At 60.9% G+C, this 13,775-nt stretch carries 8 protein-coding genes; all 8 read right to left on the bottom strand.

Annotated features, from left to right (window positions below; genetic code table 11):
• Positions 1 to 36: 36 nt before the first annotated feature.
• Complete coding sequence (uvrA, locus tag QNI81_RS07440; protein ID WP_283966105.1) at positions 37 to 2,928, bottom strand: excinuclease ABC subunit UvrA; 2,892 nt, start codon at positions 2,926 to 2,928, stop codon at positions 37 to 39.
• Positions 2,929 to 3,021: 93 nt separating this feature from the next.
• Positions 3,022 to 4,203 (bottom strand): MFS transporter, encoded by a 1,182-nt coding sequence (locus tag QNI81_RS07445; protein WP_283966106.1) that lies wholly within the window; start codon positions 4,201 to 4,203, stop codon positions 3,022 to 3,024.
• Positions 4,204 to 4,355: 152 nt separating this feature from the next.
• Positions 4,356 to 5,750 (bottom strand): dihydrolipoyl dehydrogenase, encoded by a 1,395-nt coding sequence (lpdA, locus tag QNI81_RS07450; RefSeq protein ID WP_065321686.1) that lies wholly within the window; start codon positions 5,748 to 5,750, stop codon positions 4,356 to 4,358.
• A 189-nt stretch (positions 5,751 to 5,939) separates the two neighbouring features.
• On the bottom strand, positions 5,940 to 6,626 hold the full coding sequence (locus tag QNI81_RS07455) for a YiiX/YebB-like N1pC/P60 family cysteine hydrolase (protein WP_283966107.1): 687 nt from the start codon (positions 6,624 to 6,626) through the stop codon (positions 5,940 to 5,942).
• A 164-nt stretch (positions 6,627 to 6,790) separates the two neighbouring features.
• The gene (locus QNI81_RS07460) at positions 6,791 to 7,369 is read right to left on the bottom strand and encodes a DUF924 family protein (RefSeq protein WP_005658662.1); all 579 of its coding nucleotides are present in this window, start codon (positions 7,367 to 7,369) and stop codon (positions 6,791 to 6,793) included.
• A 148-nt stretch (positions 7,370 to 7,517) separates the two neighbouring features.
• Positions 7,518 to 8,792: an MFS transporter gene (locus tag QNI81_RS07465; protein WP_009178830.1), complete on the bottom strand. Its 1,275-nt coding sequence runs from the start codon at positions 8,790 to 8,792 to the stop codon at positions 7,518 to 7,520.
• Positions 8,793 to 9,077: 285 nt separating this feature from the next.
• Positions 9,078 to 10,127 (bottom strand): tRNA preQ1(34) S-adenosylmethionine ribosyltransferase-isomerase QueA, encoded by a 1,050-nt coding sequence (gene queA, locus QNI81_RS07470; protein ID WP_283967876.1) that lies wholly within the window; start codon positions 10,125 to 10,127, stop codon positions 9,078 to 9,080.
• Positions 10,128 to 10,211: 84 nt separating this feature from the next.
• Positions 10,212 to 13,733, bottom strand: coding sequence for a YhdP family protein (locus QNI81_RS07475; protein WP_283966108.1), 3,522 nt, complete (start codon positions 13,731 to 13,733; stop codon positions 10,212 to 10,214).
• Positions 13,734 to 13,775 lie beyond the last annotated feature (42 nt).

Here is a 13,775-nt window from a genome sequence, read left to right on the forward strand (position 1 = left end):
GGAGCGCGAGGGGCAGCGCCCCTCGCCCTTTGGCCCTTACTCGGCCGCGACTTTCTTGCGCGCTTTGGCCGCCAGCATCGGTTTAAGATAATGCCCCGTATGGCTGCGCGGCTCCTCAGCAACTTGCTCCGGGGTGCCCGATGCCACGATCTCACCGCCGCCATCACCGCCTTCGGGACCAATATCGATCAGCCAGTCGGCGGTCTTGATGACGTCGAGGTTATGTTCGATCACCACCACGGAGTTGCCCTGCTCCACCAGTTCATGCAGCACTTCCAACAGTTTGCGCACATCCTCGAAATGCAGACCCGTGGTCGGCTCATCCAGAATATAAAGCGTCCGACCGGTTGAACGCTTCGCCAGCTCCTTGGACAGCTTCACCCGCTGCGCCTCACCGCCCGAGAGCGTCGTGGCCTGCTGACCCACCTTGATATAGCCAAGACCCACCCGCATCAGCGCGTCCATCTTGTCGCGGATCGAGGGCACGGCGGCAAAGAACTCCTGCGCGTCTTCCACCGTCATATCCAGCACATCGGCAATGCTCTTGCCCTTGAACTTGATCTCAAGTGTTTCACGGTTGTAGCGCGCACCCTGACAGGTCTCACAGGTGACATAGACGTCGGGCAGGAAATGCATCTCGACCTTCAGCACCCCGTCCCCCTGACAGGCCTCGCAGCGCCCGCCCTTCACATTAAAGGAGAACCGCCCCGGTTTATACCCGCGCGCCTTGGCTTCGGGCAGACCGGCAAACCAGTCACGGATCGGCGTGAAGGCCCCGGTATAGGTCGCAGGGTTCGAGCGCGGCGTACGCCCGATGGGGCGCTGGTCGATGTCGATCACCTTGTCCAGATGCTCCAGCCCCTTGATGGTCTCGCAAGGCGCAGGCGTCTGGCGCGCACCGTTAAGGCGCATGGAGGCAGTCTTGAACAGCGTTTCAATGGTCAGCGTGGACTTGCCGCCGCCCGACACGCCAGTGACGCAGACAAATTTCCCCAGCGGGAATTCGGCGGTGACGTTTTTCAGGTTGTTGCCGGTGGCCTTGACCACTTTGATCTTCTTCTTGTTGCCCTTGCGCCGGGTGGCGGGCACCGCAATTTCACGCGTTCCGGCCAGATACTGCCCGGTCACCGAGCCCGCATCGCCCTCGATTGCGGCGGGCGTGCCGTGGCTGACGACCTGACCGCCATGCACCCCGGCACCGGGGCCGATGTCAAAGACGTAATCGGCCTGACGGATCATATCCTCGTCATGTTCCACCACGATCACCGTATTACCCTGATCGCGCAGGTTCTTGAGCGTGGTGATCAGCCGGTCATTGTCGCGCTGGTGCAGACCGATTGAGGGCTCATCCAGCACATAGAGCACCCCCGTCAGACCAGAGCCGATCTGGCTCGCCAGACGAATGCGCTGGCTCTCCCCGCCCGACAGCGTACCCGCGTTGCGCGAAAGTGTCAGATACTCCAGCCCGACATTGTTGAGGAACCCGAGACGCTCGCGGATTTCCTTGACGATGGCGCGGGCGATCTCTTGTTTCTGCGCCGTGAGGTGGCTCGGCACCTCCTCAATCCACGCCAGCGCCTCGCGGATGGATTTCTCCACCACCTGCCCCACATGCAGACGATGCTCGGCGGGGCCCTTGGCCGGGCCGATCTTCACTGCCAGCGCCTCTTCGCGCAGACGATAGCCGCCACAATGGCCGCAATCACGGTTGTTCTGGTAGCGCTCGAACTCCTCGCGCACCCAGTTGGAATCCGTCTCGCGATAGCGGCGTTCCATATTGGGTATCACACCCTCAAAGACGCGGGTCACATTGTAGACACGCCCCCCCTCGTCATAGCGAAAGGCGATTTCCTCATCGCCGGAGCCATGCAGGAATACCTGTTTCACATGCGCGGGCAGATCCTTCCACGGCGTGTTCTTGTCGAACTCATAGTGGTTGGCGATCGCCTCGATGGTCTGCAGGAAATAGGGCGATTTGCCCTTGCGCCAGGGCGCCAGCGCCCCGTCATAAACCTTGAGGCTCTGATCCGGCACCACGAGGCGCTCGTCAAAGAACAGCTCCACGCCCAGACCGTCACAATGGGGACAGGCCCCAAAGGGCGCGTTAAAGGAGAACAGACGTGGCTCGATCTCGGGGATGGTGAAACCACTGACCGGACAGGCGAAATTCTCACTGAATGTGATCCGCTCCGGGTCGCCCTCACGCGGGGCGGTCTCCAGAATGGCGATCCCGTCGGCCAGATCCAACGCGGTGCGCAAGCTGTCCGCCAGCCGGGTCTCGATGCCTTCTTTGACCACCAGACGGTCCACCACTACGTCGATGTCATGGCGGAATTTCTTGTCGAGAGTGGGCGGCGTATCAAGGTCGTGGAACTCCCCGTCCACCTTGACGCGCTGGAACCCCTGCTTCCTAAGCTCCAGCATCTCTTTTTTGTACTCGCCCTTCCGATCCCGCACGATAGGCGCCAGCAGATAGCCGCGCGTGCCCTCCTCCAGCGTCATGATCCGGTCGACCATGTCCTGCACCTGCTGCGCCTCGATGGGCTGGCCGGTGGCGGGGCTGTAGGGCGTGCCCGCGCGGGCAAACAGCAGTCGCAGATAGTCGTAAATCTCGGTGACGGTGCCGACGGTGGAGCGCGGGTTTTTCGACGTGGTCTTCTGCTCGATGGAGATCGCAGGGCTCAGACCCGAGATATGATCCACATCCGGCTTTTCCATCATATCGAGGAACTGGCGCGCATAGGCGCTGAGGGATTCAACGTAGCGGCGCTGCCCCTCGGCATAGATGGTGTCAAACGCAAGGCTCGATTTGCCCGATCCCGACAGGCCGGTAATCACCACCAGTTCATCGCGCGGTATGTCCACGTCGATGTTCTTGAGATTGTGCTCGCGCGCGCCGCGCACCTCGATATTCTTCAACTCAGCCATATCGCCCCCAAACTTTGCAATACACATAGGTGAGCTGCCCCGAGTCTCCAAGAGAAAATGCGGAACAGACAGGGAACGGTGCGCGCTGTGCTGTCAGAAACTGTCAGCGGCCCAGCGGCGGCGCTGAGAAGCGAGGCTTTGATGCACCACCGCGCCACAGAAAAGCAGCAGCGCCACCGTCAGCATCAACGCGCCATAGCCGCCAAATGCAATCACCGCGACAAACAGCGGCGTGCCGATGGCATTGCCCAGATTGCCGGCCTGCGCCATGGCGCCATTGGCTTCGGATTGCGCGGCGGCGATGTCATTGAGCTGCGGCACGGCGGCAAAGCTTGCGCCCTGCACCAGCCCGAACCCCGCTGCCAGCGCCATACAGGCCAGCCAATGCCCCGGCATGGCCCAAAGCCACAGCATCGCCGCGGCACCGATCAGAAATCCCATCTGCACCACGGCCACGCCGGGTATCTGCCGCAGCAGTAGTGCGCCGATTGTCATCGACACCGCAATGGAGACCAGCGGCATGGCGCCCATCACATGCAGGCGGATGCTCTCGTCGATAAAGGGCGGCAGCACCGTCAGCACCGCCACAAAACAGCAGGTGTAAAACAGCCACCCCGCCGCAGGTGCGGTTTTATAGGGCGAGCGATAGATGTTGAGGTGCAGCGCGGGCAAGGCGCTGAGGTCCGGATAGCGCGTGCGCGCGGGCACTGGCACATCGCGCAGCGCCAGATGCAGGATCACCGCAAGCACCGCCATGATCGCCGCATGCACGCCAAACAGCGCCAGCACGCCATAGGCATCGACCAGCGGCAGCCCGGCCCAGCTCAGGATCGCAAAGGCCACACCAAAAAAGGTGCTCCAGATCGTCAGCGCCAATCCGCGCGCGGGGCCGTGTGCCAGGATCGCCAACAGCGTCGGCGCGGCCACCACCACGCCCAGATGCGAGATTCCCTCGACCACCCGCGTCAGCAGAAACGGACCAAAGGGCAGATGCAGCGTCTGAAGCGCCGACATCAGCGATCCAAGCAAAAGCGCGCAGACCAGTGTACGCCGATAGCCGAACGCCGACACAAACAGCCCCGCCACCACGCCAAAGACGATCCCCAGCACCCCGACCGAAGAAACGGCCCAGCCAATGGCAGCCCCGACATTCGGGTAAAGCTGGGGCAACCGGTCAAAGGTCACGGCGATCTTGCCGTATTGCGCTGCAGCGCCCAGGCCCGCAGCCCAGATCAGCAGCACCATGACCCAATTTGTCCCACGCCCCTGCTGCATCCCGTCGCCCTCGCCCGCTGAAAATGAGCCGCCACCCTATGCCTGTGCCCGCCGGGACGCCAGACAACAGGGCAGCTATTTTGTACCCACACAAAACGCATAAAAAAGGCCGGGCATGAGACCCGGCCTTTCATAAACCAATGCTGGTGAAATCAGATGTGGATCACCCGGTCAAACGCATCCAGCACGCTTTCATGCATCATTTCCGACAGGGTCGGATGCGGGAAGACGGTGTTCATCAGGTCTTCTTCGGTGGTTTCCAGCTGACGCCCGACCACGTAGCCCTGGATCAGCTCGGTGACTTCAGCACCCACCATATGCGCGCCCAAGAGCTCGCCGGTTTTCTCGTCGAACACAGTCTTCACCATGCCCTCAGCCTCCCCCAAGGCAATCGCCTTGCCGTTGCCGATAAAGGGGAAACGGCCCACTTTGACCTTGTAGCCCAGCTCCTTGGCCTTGGCTTCGGTATAGCCGACCGAGGCCACCTGCGGGTGACAATAGGTACAGCCCGCAATGCTCTCGGGTTTCACCGGATGGGCGTGTTTGCCGGCGATCAGCTCGGCCACCATCACACCTTCATGAGAGGCCTTATGCGCCAGCCACGGCGCACCGGCGATATCGCCAATGGCATAGACGCCATCGATACCAGTGCGGCAGTATTCATCGGTAATCACATGAGTGCGGTCAATCTTGACGCCCAGTTCCTCCAGCCCGAGGCCCTCGGTATTGCCGACGATGCCGACCGCAGAAATCACCGTGTCAAACTCGTGTTTCTCAACCTTGCCGCCCACCTCGATATGAGCGGTGACCTTGCCAGAGGCACGATCAAGCTGTTTGACCATCGCCTTTTGCATGATCTTCATGCCTTGTTTCTCGAACGCTTTCTTGGCGAATTTCGAGATTTCCTCGTCCTCAACCGGCAAGACGCGATCCATCACCTCAACCACGGTCGTATCCGACCCCAAGGTGTTGTAGAAGCTGGCAAATTCGATACCGATCGCGCCGGAACCGATGACCAGCAGCTTTTTCGGCATGCGTTTGGGGTCGAGTGCGTGCTTATAGGTCCAGACCAGATCGCCATCGGCCTCCAGCCCCGGCAATTCGCGCGCCCGCGCGCCGGTGGCGACGATGATGTTCTTGCCGGTCAGCTCTTCGGTGCCCTTGTCGGTCTTGACCGAGACCTTGCCTTTGGCAGGAATTGTTGCCGCGCCCATGACGACGTCGATCTTGTGCTTTTTCAGCAGACCTTTGACGCCCGCCGAGAGTTGCTTGGCCACACCGCGCGAGCGTTTCACCACCGCGTTCAGATCGTAGCCGATGTTCTCGGCCTTGAGGCCAAAATCCTTGGCCCGCTCCATCAGGTGGAACACCTCTGACGACCGCAACAGCGCCTTGGTGGGGATACAGCCCCAGTTCAGGCAGATGCCGCCCAGGTGTTCGCGCTCGACCACGCAGGTCTTCAGACCGAGCTGCGCGGCCCGGATTGCGGCGACATAGCCACCGGGGCCTGCGCCGATTACGATCACGTCATAGGATGCTGCGGCCATTGTGTTCCCTCATGAACAAAGATCCAAAACTAGTTTACCGTTAAACTAATTTCCTCGATGCCGCAACTGTCGAAGCAGAGCAGATGCCTGCCCGGCCTCAGACTGCGGCGTCACATCATGCGACCCTAACAAGCAACACTGCGGGTTCAACCAAAAAACCGACTTCGCACAGCCAAGCAATGGGACCGCCTATTCAGGAAAAACCTGCGTCAGCGCATCCGAGCGGAGCAGCGCATTCACCGTGACGATCTTCTGCGCCGCAACCAAAGACCCGCATTGCGCGCTTGCACAGTCCTGCGACGCATGCGCGGCTGTCAACACCCTTACTCCCAGTTCAGTGTCAGCAGCAGCAAGACTGGCAAGCGTGACAGGCTCTGCCAGTTTCACCCCGGCTGACATCGCGGCCTCGTAAATCAGTTCTGCGCTGTAATAGGCGTCATTGCCGAGCTGAAACTGAGCATCAAAGGGCGCACCAAACGCCACATTCAGCGCATAACGGGCCAGCGGTCCCTGTAATTGCTGGCCATCCGCAAGCGTGCTGGACAGGCTTTCAATACGATAGACCGCATAGTCCTCTGGTGTTAGTTCTTCGACAAAGCGGTAGAGCATGACCTCTGTCACGCCCTTCGTCTCATCGACATAGACCACCCGCGGCCCGCCACTGGAGGCACGCAATATCCCGACCGTCGCCCATGGTGCGTCTGAGGCATGTTTGAGCACATCATCCGCGTCATTCAAACCATTTCGAAAAATCAGATCGCCCGGCCGCCAGTCCCATTCTGCCTCCGCCATGAGCCTTGCCCAATCTGGCTCATCCGACATCGCCGCTGAGGCCAGAGCCACGGCTCCCGCGACTATCATCCCGTGCAATTTCATCGCTCGTCCACCTCTCACCTCTGGCAGAGAATTACACAGGCTTGCGGAGTTCGGGCAATCTATTCGCTGCTCTCTCACGGCATGGCAGCTTCTCGCCCATGCAAACGCAAAAGCCCCGCCGGATGGATCGGCGGGGCTTTAGAATGCTTCGGGATCAATCAGGTTCAGGCGATGGCCTGCAACTCCCGCACCGTGGAGCCATAACCACCGGCGCTGACGTAATCCAGTTCCGGCGCGGTGCTGTGGCGGTGCAGCGCCTCGTTGCGATAGGGAAAGCGGCCAAACAGGCGGATCACCTCGCGATGCGCCCGGGCGTGCAGCAAGTTCTGCGCGCCGGTCTTGTCGAGCCGCTCGTGAATCAGACGCACGCAGCGCTCCTGATCGCACAGGCTCTCGGAATGCATCATCGGCAGATAGAAGAACTGCCGTGCTGGTTCATCGATTTTCAGATCCCATTTGCGATCCACAGCCGCCTTGGCCACCGCAAGCGCAATATGGTCGGATGCGAAGGCCTTTGCTTCACCACGGAACATATTGCGCGGGAACTGGTCCAGTAGAATGATATAGGCCAATGTGCCACTGGGATAGGTCAGCCACAGCGAGTAGCTCCCCTCGCAGGCATTGCGCCATGCCTGTTCAAACCGCTTTCGGATCTCTGCGTCCAGCGCATCATCTTGGCGATACCAGCCTTCTTCTCCGACCTCATCGAGCCAGAATTCCAGTATCTCTTCAGGGGCTGCCATTGGTCTTTCTCCACCGGCTGTAAAACTATCGTGACACCCCATGATGAGCCTGATTCACGGGTCGAGTACAAGTGACGTTAAGTTACAAAAAAGGCCACCTCCGTCACTTTTGTGAAGAGATGGCCAATTTTTCAGCGTGTTGGCGCTATCAGCCTGTGGCAGCGGCGTTTTCTTGCTCTTCGAGTTCCGTCTCGATGGCATATTCCTGCGCCACTTCAACCGCGACCGAGGTCACAGAGGGGCTCATGGCAGGCATAACGCCGGTCTCTTCGACGGGAATGGTCGACCGCTGCGTTGCGCGATATCCGGCGTAGGCGACCAACACCCCCAAGAGCACGGCCATAAACAGGAAGAAGCCGTTGGGGCCAAAGATATCGTCTGACATCAGCCAACCGATGATCACCGGACCGCTACAGGCCCCCAGCCCGTTGATGAAGATCAAACCGCCCGAGGCCGAGGCCATGTCGTCATGATCGAGGAAGTCATTGGTATGTGCCAGAAGCAGCGAGTAGAGCGGATTGATCAGCCCGCCGATGGTAAAGGCGGCAATCAGCAGCAATATGAAAGAACCGCTCAGCATCATCGCCATCACCGAGGTCACCCCGGCAATCCCGGCGACAAACATGATCAGCACACGCCGATCCATCCGGTCCGACAAGAATCCGAGCGGAAACTGCATGAACAAGGCACCGACATAAAAGCTCGCGGCAAAGAGCGAGACCTGATGTAGTTTCAGCCCAGCCTCGGTGGCGTAAACCGCCGACATACCAAACTGCGCCGAGAACACGCCGCCGATCAGGAACATCCCCACACAGCCCAGAGGGGACGCCTGCATCAGTTCGCGCAGGGTCATCCGCTTGGCGGTGTCAAAGGCAGGGGTTGGTGAAATCGACAGCAAAATCGGCGCAAAAGAGATCGAAACAGCGATAGAGGCAATCACGAAGGGCAGATACCCCGCCGGATCACCGATCAGGATAAAGCCCTGTGCGGCCACCAGCCCCAGCGTCATCACGATCATATAGAGCGACAGCGCTTTACCGCGGTTTTCATTGTCAGCCGCGTTGTTGAGCCAGCTCTCCGCCGTCACATACACCCCCGAGAAACAGAAACCGACGATCAGACGGCCCAGCATCCAGACAAACGGGTTCGGCAGTGCCGGATAGATCACCATCACCGCCGAAATCAATGAGGCCAGTGCCGCAAAGACCCGCACATGGCCCACACGCCGGATCATTCCCGGCGCCACCCATGACCCCAACAGCAGACCGACAAAATAGGTGGACATCACCAGTGACATTGTCAGGGTTGAATAGCCCTCAATGCCACCGCGCACGCCCAAGAGCGTCCCCTGCAGGCCGTTGCCCAGCATCAAAAGGCCAATCCCCAAGAGGAGCGCCCAGGCGCTCGACAGAACTTGCAGCATCTCGTCTCTTCTCCTTCGGTCAGAGTCAGGAGTCCGCGGGCCTTATGCCGCACGGTATTGTCGTAAAAACCCCGGCCCACGCCGAATAAGGAGTGGGGCAGAATGCAAACGCAAACGCCCACGCGCGCCGCAAGGTTCCAGTCATGGTCTGTTTATCGTCACCCTGACCCGGCAATACCGACTCGGGGTGGTCTTGCGGCGACCTTTCGCACAGTCGGAGCATGGGTCAACCCCCTGCCCGGCCAAGCCTAGCGGACAAGGGGAGAAATGCATACTCCGCCCGTGTCAGGGAATCAGCAGCGACGCGTCACCGTAAGAGAAGAACCGATAGCGTTCGGTTACCGCATGGGCGTAAACAGAGCGCATCCGTTCCTGTCCCATCAAGGCCGAAACCAGCATCATCAGGGTGGATTTGGGCAAGTGGAAGTTGGTCATCAGCGCATCGGCCACCCGAAAGGTGAACCCCGGATAGATAAAGATATCCGTCTCACCTTCCCAAGGCGCAATCGCGCCGCTGTCTCGCGCTGCACTTTCAATCAACCGCAGCGCCGTGGTGCCCACAGGGATCACCCGCTTGCCAGCGGCTTTGGTGGCGGCGATCTCGGCTGCGGCCTTGGCTGTCACCTGCCCCCATTCGGCGTGCATTTTGTGGCTGGTCACATCTTCGACCTTGACCGGCAGAAAGGTTCCCGCGCCCACATGCAGCGTCACATAGGTAAACTCCACCCCTTTGGCCGCAAGCGCTGCCAACAGAGGCTCATCAAAATGCAGGCTCGCCGTCGGAGCCGCCACCGCGCCAGAACTGCGCGCCCAGACAGTTTGATAATCGGTCTTGTCCTGCTCATCTGCGGGACGTTTGGCGGCGATATAAGGCGGCAGCGGCATCGCGCCCGCCTCGGCCAATGCGGCGTCGAAATCATCGCCCGCCAGATTAAAGCGCAGCCGCCCTTGGCCCTCGACCACATCAACCAGCTCTGCCGAGAGCGCATCCGAGAAACGCACGGTTTCCCCGATCTTGATTTTCTTGAGCGGCTTCAAAAGACCGCTCCAGCAGCCGTCGGCCTGCGGCTCCAGCAGTGTCACCTCAATACGGGCGGACACCGGGCCTTGGGCAGAGGTGCGATGCCGCTGCCCGCTCAGCCGCGCGGGGATCACGCGCGTGTCGTTCAGCACCAGCCGGTCACCAGCCTTCAGCCATTGCAGCAGATCGGTGACGCGGGCATCGGTGATCCGATCCTGTTCTGCCACCAGCAAACGCGCCGAAGAGCGCGGCACGGCGGGCCGTGTCGCAATCAGATCCTCGGGCAGGTCGAAATCAAAATCGCTCAGTTTCATGGCTCGCGCGATACTGCGCGCCTGCGCAAAAGTCCATGGGCCATCGCACCGCGTCTGCATGCTTGGCCCCTACAAGGGTTCAGCCTAGCGCGCATCGCGCCGCCGCGCCCGCTCTTCTCGCAGTTCTTCTGCGGTTTTGCGGCGCTCTTCTTTCGCAGGTGGCGTTGCCCCCGGAGCCCTCGGGGCCTCACCGCGAAAAATCTCACGTAAGAATCCCGGCGCAATGCCCGACAGCGGATTGACGGAAACCACCGGATCGGCCGCCTTGCCTTTTACGGTAAAGGAGAACCCAAACAGCCCCTCGCCCTTGCGGGTCAGCACGCTGCCGATCGCATTGACCAGATAGATCGGCGAGAGCACCCCGCGCATGTTCATCTGACTGGTGGTGAGATCATAGACCCCATCCATCGACAGGCCAATCGACGGCCCCACCGCCGAGGAATTGACCAATGTCAGATACCGCGACCCAAGCCGGAAATCGGCTTCCATTGAGGTGAACAGAATGCCTTGGCCGGACAGTTCGTCAAACAGCCCCACAAGGCTGAGCGAGTTGATCAGAGCCGCAATCGTCGGCGTGTTTTTGACCCGGATGTTATTCACCCGCAACTGACCGTTGTATTCGCCCGGTTGCACCGCTGGCACCATGGTCATCTCGAAACTGCCGCCATAGCCATCGCGCATCACTTCGGCGGCGCGAAATACGCCGCCCGCATCCGCAGAGCGCAGCCGCATGGCCAGCCCCCCGGCCTGTGGCACCACCACCCCTTCGACCGGGGTCAGCGTGTTGAGATTGCCAGTAAAGGAGCCATTGAAGCCCCCAAGCGTGTCAAAGCGCCCCTGAAACCGCGACAGCGACAACTCTTGTGTCACCTGCAGCCGATCAATCGCCAATGAAATGGGCGTGTTACTGCCGCCACCACCCGCCGAGCGCCCCTCATCCCGGCTGCTGAACGGCGCGCGTTCCAGATCAATCCAGCCCCCCGTCATCGAGAGCGAGGGCGTCGCGTTGCCCCGTCCCCTCAGCGTGACCGGACCCTGCAACCAGCCCCCGAGGGACACCGAGGAAAACTGCGCCTGATCCAGACCGCCGTCAGGTTTGACCGTGACCCGCCCCGCGGCGCGCAGCCCTGTGGCCTCGAGCACCAGATTTTCAATCGTAGGCGTCTTTTGCAGCACCGTATTAAAGGACAACCTGCCCGCGCTGCCTTCGGATTTACTCCAGCCAAGCTCTGCCAGTCGCAGACCAACCCCTTTGAGATCGCTATTCACCGAAAGTTGCACCGGCTCACCGGGCGGCAAGACCGCCTTTAGGATCGCGCGCCCGCTGCCACTGACCATCCCGTCTGGCAACCCGATATTGAGCGCCTTCATGGTGCGTGGCGACAGCTCGATATGACCCTCAATGGTGCCATCCGGCGGGTTGCCGGGCCGGATGCCCTGACGCCATTTGGCCCGAATAGGCACCCCGGCAAAGGTGCCGGGCCCCGAGACGGTCACATGAGAATTGTCGCCAGAGATCGACAGCGCATCGGCGGCAATCGGATATCCGGGCACCAGCACGTCACTCGCCACCCGCCGCAGCTGGCCTGCGTAGTGATAGTCCACCTCCGCCACATCGAGCTTTTTCTTCAATGGCATCGAGGCGGTTGCGCTCAGCTCCACTTCACCGCTGCCCAGCCCGACCGGCAGGCCGACGTTGCTCAAGATGGTCAGCGGTTCACGGTTAAGGAGCGACAGGGCCGCCAATGCTGAGCCTTTCAACTCGGCCCGCAAAATCCCAAGACTGTTGTCGCCTTTCAGCGAAGTATCCGGGATAATGAATGACGTCCCCGCCAGATCCATCCGCCCGCCCTGCCTCGCAGTCACTCCGCCCTCGGTGGCGGTCACAACCAGCCGCTTGCCATAGATGCTCAGTTGTCCTGCGGCCCCTTCGAGGAGCGGATAGAATTTATTGAACCTGACGGTGCCGTTTTCAAACCCGAGATCCACCGCTACAAAGGGTTTTTCCGCATCGCGACCACGCAGCGCAAATTGGGCGTCGCGAATGTCACCCGCCAGCACGTTCTCTGAAAACCAGGCTCTTGGCTTTGGCGGCGCAGACGGGGGCCACATTTCCTTGACCATCGCCACATCCAGTTGATCGGCAGACCCTTGCAGATCGTAGCTCCAACCTTTGGCACCGGCCCGAACCTCGCCCCGCAGCAGCAGATCGGTGTCTCCCTGCTGCACCAGCGCCTCACCAAGGCGCAACCGGAAGGGCTGCAATTCCATCAGGAAATCTGCCTGCACCCCGGAAAACGCCAAAGGATCGGGATAAAGGCGCAGCGGGTTGACCTTGAGATCAGAGAAACTCAACTGCCCGACCAATTGCGTCAGCCTGCCATCGCGCACCCCCACCAGCTCTGCGCGCCCCTCCATCTGACCACTGACCCAGCCGCTCTCCACCGAAAGACGGCTAAACGCCAGCTCTTGGCGCGCCGGATCAAAGGTGAAAAAGCTCTGCGCCGATTGCAGCGGCACCGGCTTCAGTTGATCGTTTGGCTGGATCACGCCCGTGCCGATCTCCAAACTTGCCGTCAGCGGCAGAAGTTTGCCGTCGCTGTCCACGGCCCCGCGCAGGGCACCTGAAATCGGCGCGCGCAGCACATCCAGCCACCCGAACGCCGGGCTCTGACTGGCGATATCGACGCTGGGCACCTGATCGACCACCACCGCGAACTCCGCTGCCGTGTCGCCAATATCCGACCGGTAATTGGCATCCACCGTGCTGGCATATTCGCGCCCGCTCAAGACCGAAAACCCAGCATCAATATTGACGCTATCGCCCTCACGCGACAGCAACACCGCACCGCCATCGAGCGTCCACGCACGGTCAATACGGCGGTCAATGTAGTTCAGCGTCACCGATTGGGTCTCGACCCGCGTCACCGCTGACAGGATCGGCAGTTCCAACTGGCGATCCCATGTGTCAATCAGTTGCGGCAGGTTGCGGGCCTGCCGCAAGGGCGTTGCCCCATCTGAAAAACTGAGCGCCACCGCCCCGTCACGCCCGGTCTCAAGCGTTGCAAACAACCCCGAGAGCGAAATCAGTTTGGGTCGCAGCTGACCGCGCAGGAGCGGGCGCATGGCAAGCGCCGCCTGCGCATCCTCCAGATGCACCGCCGGGCTGCCATCGGGGTAAAACAGCGTCACATCACGCAGCGAGAGCCGCGGCCGCCAGCCACTGTGCACCACCAGTTCGATCTCGCCAAACTCGATCTGCAACCCACCCAGATGCCGCTCAATCCGCCGCTCCGCCTCGGCGCGCAGCCATTGCGGCGCATCCAGTCTCTTGTCCAAAAGCACCATCGCTGCGGCCGCGAATAGGGCCAGAAGCGCCACCAGCCAGACACCGCTCTTCCACATGCGCCGCCGCCAGCGCCGGGGTTTGGCGGCAAGTTCTGGATCAGGTGCGGGATCGGTTCCTGAATCGGCGGGCGGCGCGTCTGTGGTTTTGGTCTCGGAGGTGTCAGTCTCGGAGGATACGTCAGGCCGCGCATCTTCTGCCGCCTCTGACAGGTCATCCTGCGGCGATGAGACGATCTGTGGTTTTCCTTCGCCCGACATGATCTATGTATGGTTCGCAACTGCAAGATTTCTTGCGCGAAC

Origin of the sequence: Tritonibacter sp. AK171, assembly GCF_030127025.1 — a bacterium.
GTDB lineage: Bacteria > Pseudomonadota > Alphaproteobacteria > Rhodobacterales > Rhodobacteraceae > Epibacterium > Epibacterium mobile.